Raw genomic sequence first — 26,236 nt, forward strand, 5'->3', positions numbered from 1 at the left:
TCTTACTTCGGCCATACTGCGATTCCTATATCCCCCATACCAGGAGAGTCTACATCAATTTTATAATCTTTGCTTTGGAAGACTTTATATTCTAGCTCATCCATTCTTTTTGTTTTTGTTCTAACATACTTCATAATCGAATCTACGACATCGCCCTCAATGTTTTGTCTAAGAATATTCTCTGCTTCCTTCGCCTCCAGTGCAGGGTCAGAGCCTATATTAGTAAATGTAATTGTAATTTGAAAAAGATACTGACCTGCTTTCCGATCATCATTGTTGTATACTGTCAGCTGTGAATCGGTAATATAAGTCGACTCTAGATTGGCCCCCAGATGGGTATACGGGATTTCAAACCCATGAATCGTTACCGTCTTGGCTCCATTCGTTGATTCTCCCGTAGCAGGCTTATCAGAGGTAGCTATTTCACCTGAAGGAGTAGTGATGTAGACCGTCTTCACAGCATCATCCCATTTCACGTTTACACCGAGTCCTTCATATACAAATCGAAGTGGGACAAAAGTTCTTGACTGTTTGAACAATGCAGCCGTGTCCATTTGTTTTGTTTTTCCATTGAGCTCATAACTCTTTTTCCCGATATAGACACCCATTGTTTTGCCTTCAAGCGAGATTGTTGCCTTTTTAGCCTTACTGTCCCATAACACCTTAGCTCCAAGCGCTTCACTTATAAAACGCACGGGTAGCTGTACCCTTTGCTGCGCATCGATAAAAGGCTGGGCGTCTGGAAAAATAACTTTTTCTCCATTTACTACTACTCTCAATGGAAGACTTGCTGCAAAACCTGAAAATGCAGAAGTCATCAGGGATACCATTAGTAATAAAAGCAGCGAACTAATTATTTTTTTCATATAATTGCTCCTCTCAAATTTATCTTTCTATTTCCTGATATAATTAGTTCAGGTGTATTGTGGTAGTACTTGCACGGGCAGCAGCAACAATTTTAGATTCAATCTCTCGATATTTTGTAACAGTGTATCTTAAACCTGCAGTTTTTCCGTTTATCGCTGTTGTTACACGATTTTTCTGCGTCCGGACTTCATTGCTTAAACGTTGAACTTCTCTTAATTGAGCTTGAACATAAGATTCACTGTAAGCCCTGCCCACGTTAGAACTTACTCCAGAAGCTATAGATAATATCCTCTCGACGACTTCAGCAATGCTCTCTTCCTTACGCACCAGACTTTTCTGCAGACTCTCCAGTTTATCCATATTCGCCAAGATCTTAGCTCCTTGAATGACACTAGCAGATGCAACTGCAATCTTCGTAATGGTTTTCGTTACGGTCGATTTAACATTGCTGATCGCTGAATCTTTAATCGTGCGTGCGCCAGCGATAAATTCTTCCTTTGTTTTCTTAATTTTAGATTTTACACTTTGGAATATATCCCCCATTTTCTTCATCGCTTTGTCTTTTACACTAATCCAATATTCCTTCTGAGCTTCAACATATTGAATGGCATTCTCTACAAAACGATTGAAGCCCTCTTTCATTTTCGTCATAAAATCAGAAACTGCGTGCTTTACCTTTTGTGAAAACTCCGCAATTTTATCACCGATCAAATTAGTCACTCGGACAGCTTCTGTCACCATATTCGTTACAAATTCAACACTTTGATTATAAAAGGAAACTACTCTCTCCTTGATATCCTCCACCCTTTGCTCAATCCAGGGAATCACACTGTCAATTACAAAACCAATCACATAAAGCGCAACCAGAGCTTTTATAGTGACAACGAGCGCAGCTAACGCTGCAGTAAGCGCCGCAGTAACAACTGCAACGGGCCCAACTGTCACCATTAAAAGTCCAACTACGGCTACTCCCGCAAACGCTAATGGCCGCAGATCTACTTCCCCATCCAATACTTTGAAAATCCCTTCGACCAATGCTTCCTTTAGGGGGCCCGGCACAATTTCCAGACCAACTGTAATATTATGCACTAGGTTAGGAACCAAAGCCCGAGTCTGTGACTCTGAACGTTGAAAGGACTCATTGTTCCCGTCGATCTTCAGTGAGAATAAGGAATGATGTGGCAGGACGGTATTCCTTTCAGATTCAGTATCAATGTAAATACCTGCCGATGGATTTTGAAATAGGGCCGGAACGATGTCATTTTTATTTCTGAACTCTTTAATTTTGTCATTCTCATTCAATTCGTCTATAGTGGCCCTGTGTTTATCAAGCAAGGTTCCATTAAATCCCGGTGCATTAAACGTTGATGCGGAAGTTAGTTGGTTCCGTAAATTCTCAGGTAATATAAAAGAGGAATATAGGGCTAGATTACCTCCTAGCGAGTGCCCAGTCAGAAACAATTCATAACCCGCATCTATTTTGAAATTATTCATATATTCTTTAGCTTCCGCCTGTTGTAAAGATTCAAGGGCATATGCAGTTGTTCCGTTGTTTTTCCAGTCATTATGGTAAAGCGGGTTATCCATTGGTTCACTACCCCGGAACGCCGCTACCTTTGCCCCGTTCTTGGTATCTACTGTAAATGCAACAAAACCTGATTCCTCTTTTTTATTATGAGAGACGATATTGGAGATTTCCCAATTCTGATAATCAGATATATTCATCTGCTCTATGAGATCATTCCACTGCTTGTATTCTTTGACTCCGTTAAGATCGTCAGGAAAGCGTTCTTTTAATTGTTGCTGACCTGCGGGAGAAGCGTAGAAGTTGAGAACTTCGCCGAGAGTGATTTTTTTATATAATGCATAAGTTTTTTCCAAATCCTTAATGTTGAGTATATCTAAATAAACAAGTTGCGAGATCTGCTTTAACTCTACCTCTGTAAGCGTATCGTCCATTACAATCCCCCTCTTTGTTCCATTCTTTTTATTCTGTCCTCTTTCCATATATCAAAGAATTCTCTAATCTTGTCTTGAGATTCTACAATCTTTCCATCAACTCCTAATTTGAATCCAGCCATTGTAACTATATTAATAATTCCTGTTTTTTTAGTTTCGTCACTAAAATATATGTCAACACTTTCCTCTGCCTTTTTGACCTCTTCTAATCGACCATAGGCCTCTGGAGTGAGGTATCCTATCCCTATCAGACTACTCACATATTTATTTTCTGCTAGTATTTTTGCAAAATCCATATATTTTCTCATTTCTGCCTCTTGGTCCATATCTCCATTACCATCAACATAGTTATCACTATTTAAATAGACTGAAATCACCAGCGTATTCGTTGGATATAACTTCAGAAATTGCTCGTAGGAAAGCTTTGTATCGTTATGTTTGGGGTAAACCAACCCCGTTTCGTTGGCAACGATAATTTTACTGTCAGGCCAAATGCTAGCAGCGATTGCTTGAATCATTGGTTCGTCTTTTTTTGCTACCACCTGGTTTAAATAGTTGTCATACACCTTTTCCAAATCCTTCGTGATTTCCACCCGTACATTAATCGTGTCATCCTTCTTAGGATGCACAGTCGCCTTCAATGTATTGTTGTTCATCGTTCCCCAACCGCCGCCTATGCCATCAAGGATGAATTCCTCGCCATACTTTTCCTGCAAGGAGCTCAAAATTTTCTTTTCACTTTTCTCCTCTCTAGAGCCACATCCCATAAAGCTGAACATTGATAATATCAACATCAGAGTCAACACCTTCCTTGTATAAATCTTTTTCATGCTGGCTTCACTCCTTTTTGATGGCGATTCCAGTTAGTAATCAGAATTCAAAATCCAGCTTCAATTCTGGAAATTTGAGCATTTGATTCATGGTTGTTTCAACCACCTTATCTAGATGTAATGTCATTTGGTTCGTTAGTTTCTCCATACGTTCCATGAGGGCATTTGTCAGTTTATTCAACCATTCCTCTACATGGTCCATCAGCTTATCCCCTACCGGACTGCAAATCAGTAGGATGGATAAGACAGCTTGCGTGATTTCATTAAGCTCTTCTGCTATTCCCGCTGCCTCTAGCATGGCTGCTTCAGATAGTTGTTCAAATTTCGCAGAGATGTCATCGAATAAGAAGGATTCCGGAATATTATTCATTTCGGTTCTCCACTCGCTGAACTTCGCATCCAACATTCGTTCATATTTGTGGGCAATTTCAATCAGTGCACCTCGCACTTTTCCTACATCCAACTGATCTATTAAGGTAAATATCACGTAACCCAAATGGTCCGATGCAGCTTCTGTTAGTCCGACGGTATCCCCAAATCCACTCATAACAGCATCAAAAACAGGCGTATGCTCTTCCGTTAGGATATTAATCTTAGATAGCAAAGCATAGGCATTCCCTTTTTCACCTATAATCACATTCCCCTCAGCGTCAAAGGTATAGCGCTGCCAAAGCGAATCAGGAATTAGAAATTCCGTTTCTTCTATACCCGATTTAGCAAATACAATCTCTTCGTTGTGTTTGCCTAACGCGGATACAAGACTGTTATAAGCCACAATATTTTTAACCTGAAGCTTTCCCTTTTGCTCCACAGTCAGAATGTTTGCTATACCTGGTGCATCGAATACCACACCACCAATCCCCTCATTAACCGTTGCTGCATAAAGAGCTAAGGCACCGCCCATGGAATAACCAGTAACCTGGCAATCCTTCTCCCCTTTGTTTTTTAATAAAAATCTTGATGCTTCCTCCGGCATGCTGCTCTGACCGCTTAACAGAGACTGCAGATCCGCAAGCCAATCTTTTCCTTTATATGTAAAGATAATTAATCTATCATCATGCTCATCTCTATAGGCATAGGCTGCTGCACCAGCAAAAGCCAGACTATCCGTCAGTTCGAGACCGTCTGCTGCTTCTACAACTGATGCCAGTGTTATGTATTGTTGTTCGGTCAGCTTCACTTACAGATCCCCCCAAATAAATTCACATTAAAATCATACTAACAAGGCAGATGGCTCAAAATCTGCCTTGTTATGTATGCCAGCATTATTTTCCACGCAGTTTACTTGCCATTTCTTGCTCGGCTTGTTGCTTGATGTTAGCAATTTGCGTTAGGTTCTTACTGATATTCTCTACACAGAGAACCATTTCCTTAAAACTAGGCATAAGTCCATCGAATTGTTGTATAAAAGCTGTTTGTGATTCTCCTTGCCACCAACCGCTAACGGCATGAATTTCAGATTGCAATTGTTTGATAAGAGTATCTGCATTATTTGCTTTGGTTTTAATAGACTTAGCTACACCTAGTGCCTGATCCGGATTAAATGTAAGATTGTTTCCCGCCACATTATTCACCTCCTTTCAAAGCATTTATATCTCAACAACCCTGTCATTACTTCTGGCTTTGCTTTTGTTTTTCTAATTGCTTTTGTTTCAGTGCCTCTTGCGCCGCCTTCTCTGCTAGTCTTCGCTTTTCTTCTCTTTCCTGTTCAGCACGGATCACTTCTGAAGCCACTCTTTGGACCCCACTTTCGAGCCTACCCAGCATTGTGAGCAGGGTCTTCATTTCGCTATCCAGCTCGTTGTATTCACTTTGAAATGCCTTAGAAGCCGTACCGGTCCAATAGCTGGCCGATTGTGTATAATCGCTTTGCAGTTTTTTTGAAGTACTGTTTACTTCATTAGTTAGACTATGGATCTGTGAAGCGTTTCCCCTGATTTCTGATGGACTAACTGACACTAGCTACACCTCCATCCTAAACTCCTACTCCCGCATTAACTCGATTCTCCTTACTCCATACGGCACATCTTAATCCGGTATATTTATTCTTTACAATGAGATAGCCATCACCTTGCTCCCCTTCTTTCTCCTGGGTTCCGTAAGGTAAAGAAACATTGTAAAGATTTTGTTCTTTCATTCTTCCTAGCAAAATCCCGGTCTGTTCTTCTCGGATAGTCTTGCCCAAGGAATCCCAATTAGAGGTAAGATCACTTGTGTTATCTGCCGCTAGAACAGCTACCTTCATACCGCGTTCTTGCTTCACAATTCGTTCAATCAGCTCATGCAGCATGTACTTGTCTCCGCTCGTAAATTCACTTAGACGATCAATAACGAAGATGATCTGCTTCCACTGTTTCATCAGAGCGCCAACGTCACCACCGGACATTCTGCATGAGAGAAGCTCACTGCGTCTAGTTTCCAATTGTTCTTTGATCCCATCAATGAAATTGTCCAAATCATCCACGTTCGATAAATCCGTTACGTAAGACTGTTGTATCAGTTCATAAATGCCCATAGCAGATGAATCCAGCGCATATACCTCTATATCCTGCTTTTCGCTCATCAGCTTCATCCACGATACAAGTAAAGTGCTCTTTCCTGACATAGCCTCTCCAGCTATCATCAGCACTGGTGTTGCAACAAGGTCTATAAACACAGGCTGTAAATCATTATTGCCCAAGCCTATGGCCAGTTGCTCTGTATTATTATTGAGCTGCCGCAGATCAATCGTAGAAGGCATCACCGGAATTGGTGCGGCTCCACTTAGATTCAAAGCCTCCATTCTCTTCAAGATGAGCTCGGTAGCGGAATGTTGATATTCAGGAAGCGAAGTCTGAAATTCCAAAGGCGGCTTGCCTCTTACCAATCCTCTGCCTGCAACCTTTGCGGGTTCCAAGCCTTCCGTTCGTCCTACAATACCATCATATTCACTCTTCTCAGTCATCTGGAAGCTGATCGCCATTTTGAAGTTAACCGAAAATTTATATCTGACCAAAGCACTATTGGTTGCTGTAGCGACCATATAAATACCGTATTTAAAACCTTCACGAGCCAGCAGCACCATTTGAGCGTCAAAATCTTCGTAGGTCTCCGATAAAGCAAAGTAGTTGTCGACTATGACTATAAATGCGGGAAGTTTTCGTCCACTTCTACGGTAATCATTGAACCCTTCACTTCCATTATTTTGAAACAGCGTTCTTCGATCCTCCATAACCCTGAACATAAAGCGCATAAATTGGTCAATTTTATCTTCTTGTTCCAGTGTCATTACCCCACCGACATGAGGAAGCTTCTCCATAGCTTTAAGTGAGCTTCCGCCAAAATCCATAATATAGATATTGACGTCATCCGGCGGATACATCAGAGCCATCGATAAACATAACGTTTTGAGGAACACAGTTTTACCTGTACCCGGCGTTCCATAGACAAACAGATTCCCCTCAGATGCAAAATCTATCTCCAGCGCTTCCTGTCTCTGTCCTCTTGGATCATCCATGAGCCCCACTGGCACACTGAGCAGTTTCTGCTGCTGCGGCCATCTACCTTCTGCTAAGCTATTCGGCAGCAATAAATCGAGGTAGACTACATCAGGCAGTGGCGGTAGCCAAGGCCCCTTCATTGGAGAAATCCCATATTGCTTGGCGGTTTCTGTAATGTATTCAACCATGGCATGGAGCTGGGAAGCGGACTCATTTTTGGAGATTTTCTCTTCTTCAAGCGGAAAGATCTGCTCGCTTCTACCATTCAGAGCTACCTTATAGATTCGTTTGGGCTTGTTCTCCTGTTTCTGTAGTTCGCCTTTCGGATCATAATCAGCACCAGAATACGCAGATTGGAACAACTCAAAGATCTCATCATTTCCGACCTGTATATACGCCCGTCCCGGTTCCTTAATCATGGCCGCATCAGGACGTTTAATAACATCCCTACTGTCAGCCTCATCCTGCACTTTAAGACATATTTTAAATTTCGAGTTACTCCATATCTGGTCATCCACTACGCCGGCAGGCTTCTGGGTGGCAAGGATCAAATGGACGCCAAGGCTTCGACCTACCCGGGCCGTACTTACAAGCTCTTTCATGAAATCCGGTTGATCCTGCTTAAGCTCCGCGAACTCATCCGCAATCATAATCAGATGGGGAATAGCTGGCATGTCACCTTTTACATCTTTGCTATAAAATAATTTCTGGTATTTATCAATATTGTTCACGCCATATTCCGAGAAGACACGTTGCCGCCGCATGAGCTCACTTTTGATAGACAATAGTGCTCTCGTCGTTTGATTTCCATCCAAATTCGTAATGGTACCGACCAAATGAGGCATTCCTTTAAATACATCTGCCATGCCTCCCCCTTTGTAATCGATGAGAACAAAAGCAATATCATGGGGATGGTAATGAATGGCTTGGGATACGATGATACTTTGCAGTAACTCACTTTTGCCAGAACCTGTTGTTCCGGCTACAAGACCATGGGGCCCAAACCCCGTCTCATGCATATCTAAAAATAAAGCTTCTCCGCCAGCTCTCACCCCTATAGGTACGCTCATGCCCATATAGGTTTTGTTGCGGGTCCAGTTCAGAATTACATTTACTTCAGACACCTTTTCGTTCTGTAGCATTTCCATCAGCGTGATGGAGGATGGAAGCGAGAAACTAGCACTTGAATTTTTAATACGAAGCGGTGCGAGCTTTCTCGCGACTAGATCTAAATCATTTATGTCTGCCTGGTCTGGAGTAAACACGATCTTCTCTCCGGTTAATCGATTGGCCATTTCACCACTTTTTCCGTTTAAATGAATAACCGTTTTACAGTTCATGGGCAGATAAGCGGAATTCTTGGCGATAAAAAGGGTTGATACTCCAAGCTTTACACTGCCGTTGTACAAATATTTACTGATTAGCTCATTCTCAAGCAAGGAAGCGTCCTCTACAATAAAGAGATAATGGGGCAATACACCACCGCTCAAAGACCTCATCTCCCGTTCCTTCAAAGAGCCATAAATCTCGGACAAGGTCTGATGGGCAATGGCTTTACCACATAAAAGAAATCTGATATTAAACCCGTCATCCCATAGGTGGGGTACAAATTTCAGCCAATCCCATTTCTCCAATTCATCCTCTGCGGCAAGAACAATAACCCTGACATCGTCATAACCATGATGAGTCACAAGCTGTAGCAGCATCAGCTTTATTAGCACAGCTGTTTTATCGCTTTCACCGGCAATCCCGCATATTTCGGAAGTCACCAGATTAACCGTTATGGGAACATTCGAGACCTTCTCGAATTCCATGGCCAATCTCTGCGGCTCCATCAACAGCGGGTCCGTTTCAAGGATGATCGCCTGTTTGGTGTATTTGATGTGCAGTTCCAGCGGTACACTTCCCACCCCGATCCGCAGAGCCAGAAAATCATTATGTGAAGGCGTTTTTTCCCATAGCTTGTTATCCCTGCGCAGGATTCGTTGCACACATTCCGCAGGTTCCGGGCTCATTTCATTCATGGCTTTTACCTGTTGTTCGCGAGCTATCGACAATTCGCTGCGGACATCGGTTATAAATTGAAGATATTTTTCTTCCCGTTCCTTCTTCTTTAGCTTATATTTCCGAATCTGAGAAGTTGCTCCTGTCAATGACCCAATCAGTGTCATTACTGTAGTCGCAACTGAGATCAGTAAATAGATAGACTGTGAAGTCATTGCGATTAATACGGTAATAATCAACATTACGATAGGTGGAAGCAATATTCCGAACCAAGAGATTTCTGGTTTCTCGTTAATCATAGGTGGATTAGGAACATCAATTTCTCCCCGGGGCATATCCGGTAGGAAACGGGGCTGACGACTGAATTCATAGCTCATTAGATCTACCTTCCTATAAAGGTTATTGTCTCCGCCTCTCCACCAAATAGAGAGATTCGATGCCATTCACGACCACTGCAAAAATAAAGATCATTGTCCAGAACATGTAAATAGTCCGCGCTTTCCCCAGATATTCGAATACTCCCTCCATGCAATGGATCCACTCGATATATACTGTTGTCATTTAATCGGTTAGCACAATAAATATATTTGTCATCCGAGCTCATACTAAGGGCATCTATATTGTCTACCACAGTTAACGTATCACGCTCCACATCAAGCAGCGTCAAGCGGTGTCCATTCCCGGCATCTGGAAAACACAGTTTACTTCCTATTCGGATCAGTAAACTTGTAACCATTTCACTAATCCTTTCACTAGCCTCACCGGATACTATGCTCCTCTTAATCCCATTTGGTGTAGCATAGTAGATTTGTCCTTCATACAAGAGAAAACTCTCCACATGCTCATCAATCAGCTTCATATCACGTTTACCACTAGTAGCACAGCGATACAATCGATGGTCCTCCTCGTGAATATAGTAGATCCAATCTTCATGTCGCTGAAGCTGATAACAAGGTTTGTCTAACAATACTTCTGTATGTTGCTTTACAATATCAAGCTTACAGAGCACATTCCCCTTTAACTGATCACTGTAATAAAGGAAATTTCCAGCCTCATTCATGAACCAGAACAAACCCTCATAATGAATAGGCACTGCTTGATCATTCGCTCTATCTAAAGAATAGGTTCCTGAATAATTTTTAATATCCGTAATAAAAAGAGATTCATCAGCCTTTAGGATTAATCCGCCACTTTGCAGGTTGCTATTCATTTCATTGCCCCTTCTCAGATAAGTGTGAGCAGTGCGCCTTGGGCTACACCTTCTTGATCCAAGGTTTTACTATTACTTAATATTCTGCCTAATGGCTCAGCCTGAAGCTTGGCCCCGCTTCTCTCCTTTAAGCTCAAGGACTCCATTAACATGTCTAACAGTTCTTCTATAGTCACAAACACCGGAACTTTTAGGTCCATTCTTAGAGCTGTATCCGTTTGAAAAGTAACCATTATATAATCCATTCCGATTATTCCTTTCATCAATTCTTAACGGAGAGAATATATTTCCTCTCGCTAATTAACTGATAATCTACTTCTTTGTCTGCTTCTTCAGCGAGCTTTAAGTATCTGGTTTTAAATTTGTATGTTGCCTGTGCTTTCACATTAACTTCTGATACTCTTTGACTGGTTTGGGCATTCTCCATGTTAGAAAAATCTAAACTTACCGTAAAATCATTGTATCTATCATCATTGGATGTAAATGTAAGCACGTTGCCATCATCGGTCTGTTCCGATACATTTAGAGCGCTTTCGAACGCATCTGAAAAGTATTCTTTGAACCTCTCCTCGTTAATCACCGCATCCAGTCCACGTAGCAGTTCATACTCCAAACTCCGATCCTTAGCTGCGCGGCAAGCATTTGAGATCGCAGTGCTCAGCACTACCTTCTCTCTAAATACAATGCCCATCTCCACCAAAGGCTCCACAACAATTGACACTAGAATAATCAACAATACTCCTACTGCAATATTTTTCACCAAAAGTCATCCTATCAATCTATATAGTAGTCCAGATCCTTATAATGTTTCAGGCCTGTCGTTGACATGGAGAAGTGGACCGGAATTTCACGCTCCAGCTTCTTTCCCCATAAAGTGATAGAGAAAGGATACACAGCTTTAATCTCAACCGTAAGTGGTTCGCCTCTTTGCCGATAAGGTTTATTCCATTCGTTCCCTTCATCGTAATATGAGGTTTCATCATCATTACCAATCGCATTATCATGATCTGCATTAGTGACCGTAATGACAATATCACCGGCTTTATCTCGGTAAATAGGGCGCTCCTGTAATCTCTCCATAGCATCCTCATAATACGATTCCTTCAAGTAGTTATCACCAGCTACAATCTGCGAAACACTATACGTCTCTGTGACTAGCGTTAAATACCATGGGAAAAAGAAAGCCAAATTCACAAACAGCAGAATCGTAACCGAAGTCAGTATGGTAAGTAATACTGCCTTTGCTATCCCTTGCATTGTATTTTCACCCCAAATTAGCTAACCATCTTTTTGATCAAATCATCGAATAAAAATGTCCAGATATCATCAACCCATCCTGCCAGTACTCCGCCCTTTAAATAAGTGACTACCACACCAATTAATATAATAACGCCGACCGTAATCGCGATTTGCTTGATGCCTACTTCCCCTTTTTCCTCCACTAGCAATTCCTTTAGATCTGTCTTCATTCGTGTATCCCCCTATAAATAAAATTGGCTTATTGAAACATCTTCATCGAACTCAGAATGGTAAATAAATAGTACATAACGATATAAATGGCCAACACTATAATAAGTAGAAATTGGATTCTTGCACTGCTGCGCTGCCTGCTCTCCAGTTCTTCTTCCAAAGCCCTGATTCTGAAGCCATCTAATTCATTCTTGAGATATGCCATCTGAGACACATTATCGTATCCTTTAAGCCTAGTCTCCATAATGTCGCAGAACTTGATCACATAATGCATTGGAATCCGTTTCTTCAGCTGCTTAAAAGCGAATTCTTCTCCGTAATCAATATTATCCAGCATCACACCAAGCTCCTCGGCTATATCAGGATTTGCACTGGGAATGTAATCCTTAAGCACATCCGAGAAATGTATGTTGACCGACTTTATATACTGGTAATAGACCATACTATAAAAGGCTGGGAAATCCAGGGATATATTTTTGTTCTTCTTATCGATAATCTTCTCCAACTCGACCACCGGATAGAGCCAGCCCAGCATGATGAAGATGGCAGAGATACAGCCAAGCAGGATGTTCACCTTCCATAGCAACAACATAATCACAATAGCACTTAGCGAGTACATGAATTGCTCGGTCCGTATTTCCTCTGGAGTCTTTTGTAGATCAAGTCGGTCAATGATTTTCTTGAATCTTAACCTTTCAGCACTTCCCAATAACCCTTTAACATATTTCATTGCAATTCTTCGTTTATATTGGTTGAACTTCTCTTTTAACGCCGCATTTTTACGCTGCTTGATATATTGACGTGCACGTTTTTTTTGTTTTCTGCTCACAGGTTTAAAGAAGGGGTATAACAATATCTTGATCAAATAAAGGATGGAGAGCATGGCTATCAGCTTAACTAGGAATATCATTTGCGCTCACCACCCATGCCGACGTTCCCTTGGAGTACCTGGCTGCGTGCAAAGCTTAAACAAATGACACTAATCAATATCGTGTTGATCAATTTCCCAACATTACTTACAAGCATAAATTCTCTAAAATCCTTTACAGTTAATGCGTACAAGAAAAAAAGCACAATGATTCCGGTTTTAAACATAAAATCTCGATTCATCTTTCTAAAAATCCGTTCCTTTTTAGAGTTAATCTCGCGCAGCACGGCATTTTCATCTACAATATCGAGGAAAATGTCTGCCATACCTTTTCTTTCGTTATATTCGAAAACCACTGCTTTTTTTGTGAAATTATCAAATTTAGGACCAAGCTGTCTATTTAACAGCGTAATAGCTTGCTTAAAGGAATAGCCGTTGTTATCACAATTATCTATAAACTGCTGGAAATAGGGCCTAAGGTTAGGACTGATATATTCATCGCTCTCCATCACCTTTTTAATGGCTACTAGTACACCTTCACGGGCTAACGGACAAATTACATCTTCGGCATCCATTATATTTTCCAGCCGTTCTGCTTGGATGGCTCTAGACTGCATCACGAAAAAAGTAAACAAGCCTACAAAGATTGAAATCGTGATCACAAGCGAAAGCGTAATGCTATTCATAAGCAGAACCACTAGCAGAGCTATAATAGCAAAACAAATGCAAAGCATTGAGGTGAAGCTCTCCAGTGTAAAAGGCATATTAAAATCTAAAATTAGACCCTCTACCATTCGATTGTATTTCGCATAAATATTTTCCTTCTGCCTGACAATTCGTTCCTTCTTGATCCGGTCGACATAACGCTTTGTGTTATACTTGCCAAGGTACTCTGCGAGGGTATCCATAACGTCGAGAACATATCTTACAGACCCCTGAAAAAACTTGACCTCAAAGATGGCGTTAAATAGTACAAATGCAGCCGTACCAAGAAGTAGACTAATGATTAAAGTTGTATTCATCGAATTCGTACACCTCTGTTTCGCCCTCCAACGGATCCTTGGTAAAGAACTCAAACCTGCTTCTCTTAATTCCGGCCTTGAGCATTAGCTGCTGTATATTCTCCGAGATCTTTCCTACACGTAAATGTCTGCCAACAATTTTGATCATCTTCTTGCCTTCAATCATCTCTTCAATAACATCATCACAATCAAATCTATAGATTTGATTAATCAGTGGATTCAAGCCATCTGAGCCCAAAATCTCTGAAATTGAAGTCACTTTACGCGTACCATCTGCCAGTTTCTCTTGAAAGATTACAAATTTTACAGCACTGCAGATATTTCGTAGAGCAAGTTCCGCTGGCTCATTAGAGGCCATTAGATAGGCCGTTAGAAATCTGAAGATCGCTTCCTTATCCCCCTCTGCATGAAGTGTGGAAAAGAAATAGTGTCCCGTCTGTGCTGCTCGGAGCGCTGTGGCGAATTCACCGGGTGTTCGAAGCTCCCCTGGTCCAATCCAGTGAGGTGATTGTCTCATCGCATTAATAAGCAAATTTTCCATAGTCGCTGGGCTTGAGTCATCATCATCAGGGACCGACTCGTATTGCAACACATCATTCAGCACTCTACCGTGTTCGCTGTTATCTTCTCTTTGAATCAATCTCATCTCCGAAGGATTTTCAATGGTAATGATCCTTGATAGAGGATTGATCTCCTTCACAAGAATTTCATTTAGCGTTGTCTTTCCGCTTCCTGTCGGTCCCACTGTAATCCAGGATAAGTCTGATTTCGGGATCAAAGACAATAATTTATACATGTTTGAGGAGAAGGATTTATTCTCAATAAGCATTTTCGGAACAATACTCTTCTTGCTGAACTTTCGGATCACAAACGCTGGTTGGTCATACGGTGAGATCTCAGCATGAGTGGCATTCACACGATACCCCTCAATCGTTCTGGCATTTACCATGGGTATCTTTGGAATCAGCCGAACCTTGGAGATACCTATAAGCTTGGCGATAATCCGTTCCATATGATCACGATCTGTAAAATGTTGATCCCACTGCAGGCTTCTTCCGCCGCTTTCCACAAAGATTTGATCAGGTCCGTTGGCTCTGATTTCATCTATACTAGGGTCCTCCATAGCCTTGGTAATAGGACCATAGTGAGTGATTTCATTGGTGAGTGCGTTTTTCAACTCTGCTAGGTCATAAAATCCCTCGACAGAAGGTTTCTGTGCATCTACAAATTCATTTATGTAAGCCTTCGTCATTTCACGTTTTCGAGCAGGGTCGCTTTCTCGCCTATAGGCATGTGTCGTTATTTTCGTAATATATTTTTGGCATAACTCCAAAGCCTCATCAAAGCTTATGGTCGTATATTTACTAGCCAGATCCTCCATGTTCTCCTTCGGTCCTACCTGATGCAGTACTTTTTGCTGCATATCGCTAATTTTCGCACGTGTCAGCAAATCGCTCTCCCCTTTACTGATCCGCCAACCGATCGGCCAGTTTTTGGATCTCTTTTTTGAAATATTTATTGATTAGGGGGTTATCTTTTATGTACAGCCTGCCCTCATGTGCACGAACTACGGCATCCTTCACAAGTGGCAGTACAGAAACTATGTTAAAACCCATATCCTTCATAACCTTATAATCAAATTCAACATGCTGAATATTCATCATCACCACACTGGTGAACTTAGCCGTACTTATCCCCACCGATTTAGCATAGTCCAGCAGCTTCACCATATTTATTGTAGCTTCCATCCTCTCTGTTGCCGTAAAGAATCCTATGTGACAATACTTCATGGCACCCAGACAAAATTCCAATGGAGGGTTGTTGGGAATGTCGATCAGCACGATATCAAACATCTGCTTAAGTGTAGTAATTACACGCTCTAAATTTCCAAACTCAAAATCAAAATACTCCTCCATTAGATCCTGTGGACTAGCTGATAACAGGAACAGCTTCTCGTATTTGGTCCGCTGTAATTCATCTCTGAAATCTACCTTGTCGCTTTTCAACACCTTAATTAATCCTTGCCCCTTCTTATGTGCAGGGACATCTAGAAATTGATATAAGTTTGGATAAAACACCTTAAGGTCAACCACACAAGTATTTAGACCCTTTTGAGATAACAAATATCCTAAGTTGCTTATGAGCATGGCATTATCTACACCATCACAAGCAGGTATAAAACCTACTACACTATAAATCAGATTATTCTCTTGAAGTTCGGCACCGACGAGATCCTTAGATGATATTTTCTGAAAAATGCTGTCGATTCCTAATCCTCTTTTCCGATCCACGATTCCACCTCTTTCTCCAAAGTGGGCAATTGGTCAATGATGACATCACTACTTTTTCTGCTCAGTATGGTAATCAGAAATGAATTTCCATTAAGTCCTTTGTATTTGGCATAGTTGTTAATTTGTGCACTCGTCCCCTCGAGAAGTAATGCTTTAGGTTGAATGTTCTTTAAGAAATCCTTACTCTTCATAACATTTTGTTTCTTATCCTCATCCAGTTTCTGCACTTCTTTATATACTTCGTAGATGGAATGACTACTTGCGTTGAGCATATCCTTCACAACAATGCTTTCAAACAATACTTCAGTTTTTTTGATCGTATTCGTGGACTCGGAATAAATAGCGTTTGGATTGCCACCCGCGGTATCCTTCTCCTCTACCTCATAGGACACACGGATACGAACACGGTCTCCTGGCATTAGAATATCTCCACCAACCTCCAGAAAATTATAAGGAAGCGTCAAGACCTCATTTTCCTCATTCACTTGATACAGCCATTCATTTTTTTGCGGTTTTTCATCCAGTAACTGATCTTTGTAGAGCACGCTGTTTTCTCGAAGATAATATGCGGACAGTTTATCCTTCACCGAATCTATATCTTCAGACAACACCATGTCCTCCGTGTATTCTTTTTTGATAATATTGTATTTCTCAATCATAGGTTCCGTAATGACTACGTAAGCCGGAATACCATCACTCTGCTTCACCCGCAACACCTCTACCACATCGCTGGCATCTTTGCTGGCTTTCGTAATGAACATATATGAAACCACGATGATCAATAGACTAAAGAGCAATGCCGCAACCCGCTTGAACATTTGCTTATTGGGTGTCGCGTTTTTAAGCCCGCTTAAATCCATTAACTACTCCCCTCCAGTAATCTAAGAAGTATATTTCCATATGCCCGCTCATGGTCTTTGTTTGAATATACAAGCGGCACATCGGTTTCAATCTGAATATCAAAGTCCGTGTCATAAGAGACATGACCTGCCACTTTCATTCCGTATGTAAAGCTTTCTAAAAGACCGGATGTAGCAATTGCACTTACCTTATCTGGTACGAAAATTTCACCTTGAAATCTGGAACGGTCATTATATTTGGTGACAATTACTTTTGATTTAGCATTCAAATAGGCCGTATTTTCCTTATTCAGTGTCTCTTCCACATTCCTCAGAGTGCTTAAAACAGCATATAGATTATTGGGAATACAGAGGCCAAAGCTGTCGATATGGATTAATGCTTCTCGAAATCTGTCTAATAAGTTCAGTGGTAGATCCAATAGGATCAAATTAAATTTGTTTCGGAGTAAGGACAACAGACCGACAAGTTTAGAGCTGGTGTAAAATTGCTCGATTAACTTGGGGTCGGAAAAGCTGTAACCCAGTCCAGCCAGCCATAGATTTTCTTTCAAATGAAAAGCCGTAGTCAAACAATCCTGAGGTCTTGCTAACGTTCGGATGAGAGATGCATTTATATCTTCATCCCGCTTGGTTCGTTCATGAAAGCTGCTAAAATACATATTCGTACTTCGATATTCGATGTCCATATCCACGATTATTACATTCAGACCCCGTTTACTCGCTTCACTTGCAACATTGATAGTTGTGCTAGTAATTCCGCATCCACTATGGCCGGTTATCGCTACAATACGACTAATCCCTCGGCTAATCTTATCAAGCTCCCTAGTAAGGGTATCCGTAGCCTGTAATTCAGTTGGGGCTTTCAGTTTCGGTTTAAAGCGATCCAGAAACGACCCTTTTCTGTCTATACTTTTTTGATTGCTCTTATCGTCGTGAAGTCTGGAATGTTGTTTCAATTGAGGTTTGGTATCGGATAAATGCTCAAGAGCTTCCTGAAATAGTACTGGTGTAATGCGTATGTATTCGTAATTCTTAATTTGGAGATTCGGATATCTATAGCTGAGATTCTCCCATTCTTTATCTTTCCTTATGTGCCTGGTGAGGATTAAAATCTTTACATTTGACTTTTGATTATATAAGAGCCAATTGATTAGGTTATTTAAATCACTCCTGTTCTGTTCCATCCTCAGAGATAATGCATCATCTGTTATTAATATGCTGTCTATAGAAGGATTGATGTTTTGCAAAAACTCCAAAATACCTCCAAGGACTAATTCAGACTCGTTCACTACGTCTATGGTCCGCCTGCAATAATTACCTACTATCTTCTGGAACTTGTGCGTGACCAAAAGTATCTTCATCTCATCATCACCTACTATGGAAAATAATCCCTATGTATTTCCTTTGAAATTTCATTAAACCAATATCCATGATTAGAAACCTTAATTTGTAATTAAGTCAAAAAAAGACATATATTGATAAATTTCCACATGAATTCGACAACAAAAAAAGCAGATCAAGGAAAGTAACCTTGACCTGCCATTATGTTTATTCACCTTTTCATCAGAAGAGAACCACTCTCCTTAACCCAGATCACCTAACTCAATCTGTACAATTCCCCGTTCGTCCTGCACCTCAGCGATCAAATGCATCAGGCTGCCAAATTCCAGTTCTTGAAATTTACGCGCGGCTGTTTCCCGTTGTAATTGCCATAAAGCTTCCGCCAGCTCACAGACCACAGGCACATCACAACGGATTTCAGCCAGCTCTCTTGATAGATGCAGCATATCAAGGTCGGCTTCAATTTTGGACCGTACACCTTTAGGGAGCAAGTGAAGATTCTCAATTACACCTTCAACTGTACCGTATTCCGTTAACAGCTTCAGCGCGGTTTTCTCACCAATCCCTTTTACACCAGGGTAATTATCACTTGTATCGCCCATAAAGCCCTTCAGGTCAATAACCTGTCTAGGGGTTAGACCTTTATCCTCAAGCAATTCTGCAAGGTCATAAACTTTATAGTTGGAGCGTCCTTTTTTCATAATGACGACCTTAACATTCTCATCAATAAGCTGCAGCATATCATGGTCACCCGTCAGAATGTAAACCTCAGAATTATCGCTGTAACAGGATGCTAGCGTACCAATGCAATCATCTGCTTCATAGCCGGCAAGACCGATGTTTGGCACACCTAGCTCAGCCACTACTTCTTTTACTAGATCAAATTGCGGAATTAATTCCAGCGGAGCTTCGATCCGGTTGGATTTGTATCCATCATATTTCTCGGTACGGAACGTTCCTTTACCCATATCCCAGCAGCATACGACATGAGAAGGCTCAAACGTACTTACTGCATCAAAAAAATACTGCAAAAATCCATATACCGCATTCGTCGGTAAACCTTCTTTTGTCTTGCGAATATATCCTCCATAAGAGGTCGCATAAAAGGCCCGGAACAGCAGAGCCATTCCATCTACAAGCATTACCCGGCCCGTTGTATCTGTTCTCACTTATAAACCTCTCCCTTGATCGTTGTATTGATATTAAACATTAGCCCAAGTATCGGCATATTGGTCTTCTTTGAATCCCACCGTAACTTTAACTCCATCGGTGACAATCGGACGTTTGATCAACATCCCGTGGCTTGAGAGCAGTTCTAACTTCTCCTGTTCCGTAAGCTGGGGCAGCTTGTCCTTCAGACCTAATGATTTATATACTTCACCGCTTGTATTAAAAAACTTCTTCAGCTCAAGGCCGCTGTTCGCGAGCAGCTCACGCAGCTCGTCCACCGTAGGTGGCTGCTCTGCGATGTGCTGAAGCTCCAGCTCATGACCTTGTCCCTGCAACCATTTCACTGCGCTGCGGCAGGTGCTGCATTTGGGATATTGATATACTTTTAATTTGCTCATGCTGTGCTCCTTTAATAATCGGCTAATAATATCGTAAACACGGGGAATGTTTGGATTTCTGGCCGCTGTTGTCTACAGATTTCTTCAATTTCACCGTTAAACGAGGTTGAAATCCGCAGACAAGGGCGGTCGCTATCGCTCCTACAGTTCCAAGCTTCCCCTTCGCCACTCCATCGCCTGAATTATAATTTTATCACAAATCCGCTGTCGGACCTTGCTCCAATATTTTCTCCAAGTCTGCCATATCAGGTGGCAACGGGGCCTCGAAAATCATTTCTTGCAGAAGCACCGGGTGCTTGAACGTCAGACGGACTGCGTGCAGTGCCTGACGCGGTATGGAAGCATCGAGTGCTGCAACGGTCTCCAATTGCTCGATTTGAGTTGAAGTCAATTCTGGTAGATTGTACAGCTCATGACGGTACATGCTGTCCCCAATCAGCGGACAGCCGATTGAGGTCATATGGACCCGAATTTGATGCGTACGCCCACTCTCCAGCTTTAGTTCAACTCTAGAGCCAGCTGAATACACCTGCTTAACCTCATATCGGGTTAGGGAAGGATATCCATCCGGTGTCACGATACGCCGATGTGGCTCCTCAGGATCACGATCGATAGGGCCGTCGATATCGCCGGATAACTCCGCAGGAACCCCGTGAACAAATGCAGCGTAACGCTTATCCACAGTACCGGCGATCATCTGCTCGGAAATATGCTGATGGCTGTAAGGATTTTTGGCGATCACTAACACACCGGAGGTCTCCTGATCCAGACGGTGAACAGGCCGGAAACGGAAGCGTTCATTCTTCTGTGCCCAATAATAAACCACACCATTGGCAAGCGTGTCGGTGTAATGTCCATGGGTGGGATGAACTATAATTCCCGCTGCCTTGTTAACCACTAGCAGATGTTCATCTTCAAATAAAATCTCAAATGGAATCGGCTGCGGCAAAATATCATCCGAAGTCTCCGTTTCCATGCGAATCTGCACGGTATCTCCTGCCTTTACATGCACACTAATGTATACACGTTCACCGTTTAATGTAATGCCTTGCTCCGTCTGCTTCAGGCGAGAGAGCAGCTTGCGTGAGACATCCATCCGTTTGTGCAGGATGGTCTTCAGCAGGAAGTCATCTTCTTCAGGCGGTATGATATAAGTAATGGGTGAATAATAGCTTGTCATATTAGTCTCGGAACACCTTTTTACTGCGGATGTATTCTACATCAGTAATCCCTGACCGTGTATTAGCCGTTCTAGCCAAAGCAAAAAAATAATCCGACAATCGATTGAGATAAATCACCGCTTCTGGGTTAATGTCCGCAGTTCGCCCTAAGGTAACCGCCCGGCGTTCTGCACGACGGCAAACCGTGCGGCATACATGTAGAACCGAAGCCAGCTGACTACCTCCTGGCAGGATAAATTTCTCAAGTGGCGGATTCTCCTCTTGTAGAGTATCTATCCAGCCTTCCAGCCGCTGAGCCATCTCACTTGTCACCATATATTGACCACCATCAGCAAGTCTAACAAATGCTAAATCCGTACCGCAATCAAACAGCTCATGCTGTATTTCGAGCAATTGCTCGCGGACATCGTCGAAATTATCAATTTCCATCAGGCTTCGTGCTTGCCCTACAAAACAATTCAGCTCATCGATCGTTCCGTAGGCCTCGACGCGGACATCATCCTTGCCGACCCGGCCGCCAATCACTGAGGTCTGACCTGCATCACCCGTACGTGTATAAATCGCCATGGTTTAAGCCTCCTATCCATTCTTAAAAAACATATACTGATAGTTTAAGCTTTCTGCTATAAGGAAGGCAATAAAGATAGCAAATTAAGAGTATACACAAAAACACCATCATTAGTAAGAGTGCACAACAAAAAGAGGACCCTAGGGTCCTCTCAAGAGCATTCAGCAGCACTATTTTCCAGCTGGACGCCCCTTCATGTACTCATTTATTTTGAGGTCCAATAAACTGCTAATTTCAATCACATTATCCGAAGTGAATGATTTTTCCTGCAGGAAAAGCTGCTCCATCTTGCTGCGGAGTATTCTAATTTCATCTTCCAGAGAGAGTATGCGAGCAGAAGCATCACCCTTGGGGGGTATTTTCCCATTTCCAGAGAAACATTTCCCACCATAGGAAGGTAAGTAATAATCGGCGCTAAGCACAATCATCCCTCCCAAAAGTATTATTGAGCGCGTGCTGCAAAAGAGCATAAAAGTTAAATAAAGCAACTTCAAAGCAACGCTTAGTTCCAGAGTAAATGGATCCTTGTAAGTTCTATTATAGGGGCTAATTACTCTCAAAGTAAAATAATACCATAGGATTGTATGATCGGCTATAGTTCAATTTTCACTAATCCGTTCTCTCACGTGTAAGCTTTGTGACAAAAGCACCAATGCGTTCTACCGCTTCGTTCAGTTGGGATACTGAAGTGGCGTAAGAACAGCGTAAGTAACCTTCTCCACCTAATCCAAAGACACTTCCAGGCACAGCTGCAACCTTGTATTCAAGCAAAAGCCGCTGAGCAAACTGATCAGAAGTCAGCCCTGTCTTGCGCACGCTTGGAAAAGCGTAGAAGGCGCCCTGCGGCTCATGGCACTCCAGCCCTGCATCGCGTAGGCCCTTGACGATCAACCTCCGCCGTTGGTTATAGGAATCCACCATCCGGTCCTTCTCTTCCATCCCATTGGTCAGCGCTTCAAGTGCAGCCACCTGTCCCATAGAAGGAGCACACATCACAGTATACTGATGAATCTTAAGCATTGCAGCGATAAGATCCGGGTGACCACAAGCATACCCCATCCGCCATCCGGTCATTGCAAAAGCTTTGGAGAAGCCGCTAACCAGAATCGTACGGTCTATCATGCCTGGTAAAGAGGCAAAGCTGACGTGATTAATGCCATAAGACAATTCTGCATAAATCTCATCTGAAATCACTATAAGATCATGTTTCTCTACTACCTTAGCAATCGGCTCCCAATCTTCTCGGGTCATTACACTTCCCGTAGGGTTACTAGGGTAACACAAAATCAGAACCTTGGAGCGCGGAGTGATTTTGGCTTCCAAGCTTTCCGCAGTAAGTTTAAAGTTATTCTCACCAACCGTTTCAATACCTACAGGTATTCCTCCACCAATCGCGGTGATCGGCGAATAAGAGATATAACAAGGCTCCGGAATCAGAATTTCATCCCCCGGTGAAATCAGCGCACGTAGTGCCAAATCGATGGCCTCGCTTCCGCCAACGGTTGCTATAATTTGATTGGCAGGATCATATTCCACAGCAAAACGGCTGTGCAAGTAATTCGCGATCCCTTCCCGCAGTTCAGGCATTCCTGCATTGGATGTATACCCTGTAAATCCTCTTTCCAGCGAATAGACACAAGCCTCTCTGACATGCCAGGGGGTCTTGAAGTCAGGCTCTCCAACTCCCAAAGAGATGATATCCTTACTGCCTGCAGCCAGATCAAAAAACTTGCGGATACCCGAAGGTTGAATTTGCTGTACCAACGGGGCCAAATAAGAATCCATTGATTTGCTGTCTTCTCCAGTTAGCTGCGATTTATTCGTGATCATATGATTACTTCCTTTATGGAGAGATCATCAGACGGTTGTCTTCCTCATGCTCTTCGAAGATGATCCCGTCCTGTTTGTATTTTTTAAGGGTAAAATTCGTTTTGGTTGAAAGTACTGAATCAATTGGAGACAGCTTCTCAGATACAAAATTGGCCACTTCACGTAAATTCCGGCCTTCCACTTCCACCAGAAGATCATAAGCACCAGACATCAGATAAACTGATTTGACCTGTGGATACAGGTAGATTCGCTCGGCAATCCCTTCAAAACCACGTCCTCGTTCAGGCGTAATCTGCACCTCAATCAGTGCGGTTACCTTCTCATCGTCCACTTTATCCCAGTTTACAACGGCGGCATATTTTACAATGACATGATCTTTCTCCAACTGCTCAATCGCAGTCTTCACATCTTCTTCTTCCGCGCCAAGCAGCGTTGCTAAGAGTGCAGTAGATCTTCTCGCGTCTTCCTTAAGCAGTTCCAGCACTTTCCTCTTAAGCTCGTTCATTTCCTTCATGCCTTCCCTCCGGATAGTTCGCCAATGACGGTACGCTATTAATGCGTCGCCCCGCGAAAAGAGTTTAATACTAATATGACATGAAATGTGCATCTCTGCAAACAAAATAACCCCATAGGAGCTTCCATGAAAGGCAGAGTTTACATAGAACATACACAAAAAAATAGAAAAAACGCCCGTTCTACCGGATTTAACCAGTAAAAACGGGCGTTATCTCCACACTCATGAAGCGATTTGCTTCATTCGCCAACCATCATGGTTACATTAAATGAGAAGGCTGATGTTGTCCGTTAGCCGGGATATGAGCATTCTGAGCGTATGCGCCAAATTGCCCGGTTTTTTGTTGAACAAATTGCCCTGTTTGCTGTTGCATTTGCTGTGCGGTTTGAAGCTGCTTGTCCACATCTTGGCGCAATGCTTTTGCAGGTGCAGGATACATATTCAGTTGAGACATATGCGTGTATAAATCACCTTGGAGTTGCAAAGTGTCCATGGTCATAGTGTTAAAAACCCTACGAACGGCTGGACATGCTGATTCTGTAGCAGCTGTAGCATATTCGCGTACGGTCCGCTTCAAATCACACAAAATGGTGTTTAGTAAATCCTCATCCGGCATAAATGCCCCAGTATTTTGCGCGTTCATTAAATAACCTCCCTAGAATTAATATTGCAATTATTGTGGGCTTGTTGGCGCGTATTGTTGATGTTGTTGGATTAACTGAGTGAGCTCAGTCATGTGTTTGGTGTGATTTTGCATATGCTGCATACAAATTTGGCGAACTTGTTGATTCTGTGTTGTCGCAGCCGTTGCTGCACATTGCTTGAGAAGCAAGTCCTCATTAGAGATGGAGTCAGCGATATATTCCAATTCCTTACCACTTAGCGCTTGCATTTGCGTTGATTGCATTTGTTGTAGTCCCTCCTTGTAGTTGATTCATACAGGCTTTAGTATGCCGCCTATGCCCGCGATTTATTTGCCGAAAGGCACTAGAGAGTTATGACAGAAATAAGAACATACCGCGAATGAGACGATAAAATGCCGCCAATACTAAATCACGGCACGAATGAAGGAGCGAACAATTCATGAATTTAAATAGTGGAAATACACCTTGGTCAAGCACTTTACAGAACCCTCCAACTTACCCCTCTCTAGAAGGTACTATTCATTGTGATTGCCTGGTTGTAGGCGCCGGAATGGGTGGGGCAATGGCCGCCTATCGCTTGTCCTTAAGTGGAGCGGATGCTGTTCTGATCGAAAAAAGACGGGTCGGCAGCGGCAGCTCGCATGCTAACACTGGACTCCTGCAGATTTCCAACGATAAATCGTTAACCTCATGCATGAACACCTTTGGGCAAAAGAACGGTTTGCTCTTTTATCAGTTATGCCAAGCTGGGGTAAGGAACATTCTGGACCTGCCGGACAAGCTCGGTATCGATCCGCAGATCATTCCTCGCAGCAGTCTTTTATATGCCAGCACTCCTGCGGATGTACCAGCATTGCGGGAAGAATATGAGAATCTCGTGGCTAATGGCTTCGATTCTGAATTTTGGGAAGAGGATAAGATTGCAGCTCTGTACTCTTTTTCAAAACCAGCAGGACTTTATTCACGTGGGGATGCCGAAGCGAATCCTTATCGAACGGTGCACAGCCTAATCGCCAAGGCAGCGTCGAATGGCATCCGCGTCTTTGAACAGAGCGAAGCGAAACATTATGAGTTTACTGAGGATGGCGTGATTTGCCACACAGAAAATGGCCGGATTATTGCCAAGGATGTTATTTTTGCAATGGGTTATGAAACACAGGAATTCAAAAAAGACCGGGGCGCTGAGCTGATCAACACGTATGCAGTGATGACCAAACCTCTAAAGGAGTTTCCAAAGTGGCATGACCGTAGCCTGCTGTGGGAGACAGCCCGCCCTTATTTATATTTTCGGACAACCCCTGAAGGCAGGATTATTGCGGGAGGTAAGGATGAGCAGTTGACAGACCCCGAACGTCGTGAGGTCCGAGTGATTTCTCAAGGTCAAAAATTGCTCGAAGAGCTTGAAGCCTTATTTCCAGAAATTAAAGGCATTGAGCTGGAGTACTCCTGGGGTGCTGTGTTCGGTTCTACTCGTGATGGGCTTCCATATATCGGCCCACATCCAAAGTTCCCTCACTGTTACTTCATCGAGGGCTACGGAGGCAATGGGACGGTGTACAGTATGATCGCTGCGGAGTTGTTAACGGATACGATTGCCGGCAAACATCGGCCTGAGTTAGATTTATTCTCACTCACCCGGTCAGCCAAACCCTCTCCTTCTAAGAGTTTGGACGTGATGAAACAGAACTGATTTTTGTAGAAAATAAAAACGGGGCTGGCCCTCGCAGCTG

General features: G+C 42.6%; 28 protein-coding genes. 1 reads left to right on the plus strand and 27 read right to left on the minus strand.

The window, feature by feature from the left end:
• Nucleotides 1–2: 2 nt before the first annotated feature.
• From MHI15_RS14570 to MHI15_RS14700, 27 genes are all read right to left on the minus strand, one after another.
• On the minus strand, nt 3–866 hold the full coding sequence (locus MHI15_RS14570; protein WP_076281070.1) for a copper amine oxidase N-terminal domain-containing protein: 864 nt from the start codon (nt 864–866) through the stop codon (nt 3–5).
• A gap of 43 nt (nt 867–909) precedes the next feature.
• Entirely contained in the window at nt 910–2,826 is a 1,917-nt protein-coding gene (locus MHI15_RS14575) for an Mbeg1-like protein (RefSeq protein ID WP_341164540.1), read from the minus strand.
• The gene (locus MHI15_RS14580; RefSeq protein ID WP_076281072.1) at nt 2,826–3,656 is read right to left on the minus strand and encodes a hypothetical protein; all 831 of its coding nucleotides are present in this window, start codon (nt 3,654–3,656) and stop codon (nt 2,826–2,828) included. The genes MHI15_RS14575 and MHI15_RS14580 overlap by 1 nt, the downstream gene beginning before the upstream one ends.
• Before the next feature lie 40 nt (nt 3,657–3,696).
• Nucleotides 3,697–4,836: an Mbeg1-like protein gene (locus MHI15_RS14585; protein ID WP_339190243.1), complete on the minus strand. Its 1,140-nt coding sequence runs from the start codon at nt 4,834–4,836 to the stop codon at nt 3,697–3,699.
• Nucleotides 4,837–4,921: 85 nt separating this feature from the next.
• Nucleotides 4,922–5,221, minus strand: a complete 300-nt coding sequence (locus MHI15_RS14590) for a WXG100 family type VII secretion target (RefSeq protein WP_036684485.1) — start codon at nt 5,219–5,221, stop codon at nt 4,922–4,924.
• A 46-nt stretch (nt 5,222–5,267) separates the two neighbouring features.
• Nucleotides 5,268–5,615, minus strand: a complete 348-nt coding sequence (locus MHI15_RS14595) for a WXG100 family type VII secretion target (RefSeq protein WP_076281074.1) — start codon at nt 5,613–5,615, stop codon at nt 5,268–5,270.
• A 16-nt stretch (nt 5,616–5,631) separates the two neighbouring features.
• Nucleotides 5,632–9,516: a type VII secretion protein EssC gene (essC, locus tag MHI15_RS14600; RefSeq protein WP_280752666.1), complete on the minus strand. Its 3,885-nt coding sequence runs from the start codon at nt 9,514–9,516 to the stop codon at nt 5,632–5,634.
• Between the two features lie 5 nt (nt 9,517–9,521).
• Entirely contained in the window at nt 9,522–10,349 is an 828-nt protein-coding gene (locus MHI15_RS14605) for a DUF5050 domain-containing protein (protein WP_339190240.1), read from the minus strand.
• A 14-nt stretch (nt 10,350–10,363) separates the two neighbouring features.
• Nucleotides 10,364–10,594, minus strand: coding sequence for an EsaB/YukD family protein (locus MHI15_RS14610; protein WP_175623546.1), 231 nt, complete (start codon nt 10,592–10,594; stop codon nt 10,364–10,366).
• A 17-nt stretch (nt 10,595–10,611) separates the two neighbouring features.
• Nucleotides 10,612–11,109, minus strand: coding sequence for a hypothetical protein (locus MHI15_RS14615; protein ID WP_076281078.1), 498 nt, complete (start codon nt 11,107–11,109; stop codon nt 10,612–10,614).
• 14 nt (nt 11,110–11,123) lie between these two features.
• On the minus strand, nt 11,124–11,606 hold the full coding sequence (locus MHI15_RS14620) for a hypothetical protein (protein WP_339190238.1): 483 nt from the start codon (nt 11,604–11,606) through the stop codon (nt 11,124–11,126).
• Between the two features lie 17 nt (nt 11,607–11,623).
• Complete coding sequence (locus tag MHI15_RS14625) at nt 11,624–11,818, minus strand: hypothetical protein (RefSeq protein WP_076281079.1); 195 nt, start codon at nt 11,816–11,818, stop codon at nt 11,624–11,626.
• 29 nt (nt 11,819–11,847) lie between these two features.
• The gene (locus tag MHI15_RS14630) at nt 11,848–12,729 is read right to left on the minus strand and encodes a hypothetical protein (protein WP_076281080.1); all 882 of its coding nucleotides are present in this window, start codon (nt 12,727–12,729) and stop codon (nt 11,848–11,850) included.
• A complete protein-coding gene (locus MHI15_RS14635; protein ID WP_076281081.1) occupies nt 12,726–13,709 on the minus strand; it encodes a hypothetical protein in 984 nt (327 codons plus the stop codon). The genes MHI15_RS14630 and MHI15_RS14635 overlap by 4 nt, the downstream gene beginning before the upstream one ends.
• Complete coding sequence (locus MHI15_RS14640) at nt 13,687–15,159, minus strand: ATPase, T2SS/T4P/T4SS family (RefSeq protein WP_076281082.1); 1,473 nt, start codon at nt 15,157–15,159, stop codon at nt 13,687–13,689. Before MHI15_RS14640 ends, MHI15_RS14635 begins: the two co-directional genes overlap by 23 nt.
• 13 nt (nt 15,160–15,172) lie before the next feature.
• Nucleotides 15,173–16,000 carry a hypothetical protein gene (locus MHI15_RS14645; protein ID WP_076301354.1) on the minus strand — a complete coding sequence of 276 codons (828 nt, stop codon included), beginning with the start codon at nt 15,998–16,000 and terminating at the stop codon, nt 15,173–15,175.
• Nucleotides 15,979–16,860 (minus strand): hypothetical protein, encoded by an 882-nt coding sequence (locus tag MHI15_RS14650; protein WP_076301355.1) that lies wholly within the window; start codon nt 16,858–16,860, stop codon nt 15,979–15,981. The genes MHI15_RS14645 and MHI15_RS14650 overlap by 22 nt, the downstream gene beginning before the upstream one ends.
• Nucleotides 16,860–17,816 carry an AAA family ATPase gene (locus MHI15_RS14655; RefSeq protein WP_341164541.1) on the minus strand — a complete coding sequence of 319 codons (957 nt, stop codon included), beginning with the start codon at nt 17,814–17,816 and terminating at the stop codon, nt 16,860–16,862. Before MHI15_RS14655 ends, MHI15_RS14650 begins: the two co-directional genes overlap by 1 nt.
• Nucleotides 17,817–18,443: 627 nt before the next feature.
• Nucleotides 18,444–19,343, minus strand: a complete 900-nt coding sequence (locus tag MHI15_RS14660; RefSeq protein WP_076126491.1) for a 5'-3' exonuclease — start codon at nt 19,341–19,343, stop codon at nt 18,444–18,446.
• Between the two features lie 60 nt (nt 19,344–19,403).
• On the minus strand, nt 19,404–19,769 hold the full coding sequence (locus MHI15_RS14665) for an arsenate reductase family protein (protein ID WP_076126405.1): 366 nt from the start codon (nt 19,767–19,769) through the stop codon (nt 19,404–19,406).
• Nucleotides 19,770–19,962: 193 nt separating this feature from the next.
• Nucleotides 19,963–20,949 (minus strand): RluA family pseudouridine synthase, encoded by a 987-nt coding sequence (locus tag MHI15_RS14670; RefSeq protein ID WP_341164542.1) that lies wholly within the window; start codon nt 20,947–20,949, stop codon nt 19,963–19,965.
• A gap of 1 nt (nt 20,950) precedes the next feature.
• A complete protein-coding gene (locus MHI15_RS14675) occupies nt 20,951–21,517 on the minus strand; it encodes a cob(I)yrinic acid a,c-diamide adenosyltransferase (RefSeq protein WP_076192825.1) in 567 nt (188 codons plus the stop codon).
• A 171-nt stretch (nt 21,518–21,688) separates the two neighbouring features.
• A complete protein-coding gene (locus MHI15_RS14680; RefSeq protein WP_232061510.1) occupies nt 21,689–21,877 on the minus strand; it encodes an aspartyl-phosphate phosphatase Spo0E family protein in 189 nt (62 codons plus the stop codon).
• Nucleotides 21,878–22,127: 250 nt separating this feature from the next.
• Nucleotides 22,128–23,348 carry an aminotransferase class I/II-fold pyridoxal phosphate-dependent enzyme gene (locus tag MHI15_RS14685; protein WP_036683526.1) on the minus strand — a complete coding sequence of 407 codons (1,221 nt, stop codon included), beginning with the start codon at nt 23,346–23,348 and terminating at the stop codon, nt 22,128–22,130.
• Nucleotides 23,349–23,361: 13 nt separating this feature from the next.
• Nucleotides 23,362–23,862 carry an Lrp/AsnC family transcriptional regulator gene (locus MHI15_RS14690; protein ID WP_036683529.1) on the minus strand — a complete coding sequence of 167 codons (501 nt, stop codon included), beginning with the start codon at nt 23,860–23,862 and terminating at the stop codon, nt 23,362–23,364.
• Between the two features lie 259 nt (nt 23,863–24,121).
• On the minus strand, nt 24,122–24,505 hold the full coding sequence (locus MHI15_RS14695; RefSeq protein WP_076126401.1) for a spore coat protein: 384 nt from the start codon (nt 24,503–24,505) through the stop codon (nt 24,122–24,124).
• A gap of 30 nt (nt 24,506–24,535) precedes the next feature.
• The gene (locus MHI15_RS14700) at nt 24,536–24,769 is read right to left on the minus strand and encodes a spore coat protein (protein ID WP_036683535.1); all 234 of its coding nucleotides are present in this window, start codon (nt 24,767–24,769) and stop codon (nt 24,536–24,538) included.
• A gap of 176 nt (nt 24,770–24,945) precedes the next feature.
• Here MHI15_RS14700 and MHI15_RS14705 point away from each other — a divergent pair, with 176 nt between their 5' ends.
• Nucleotides 24,946–26,196, plus strand: a complete 1,251-nt coding sequence (locus MHI15_RS14705; RefSeq protein WP_076281086.1) for an NAD(P)/FAD-dependent oxidoreductase — start codon at nt 24,946–24,948, stop codon at nt 26,194–26,196.
• Nucleotides 26,197–26,236: the final 40 nt, after the last annotated feature.

The organism is Paenibacillus sp. FSL H7-0918, from assembly GCF_038007025.1.
GTDB classification, from domain to species: Bacteria; Bacillota; Bacilli; order Paenibacillales; family Paenibacillaceae; genus Paenibacillus_AQ; species Paenibacillus_AQ odorifer.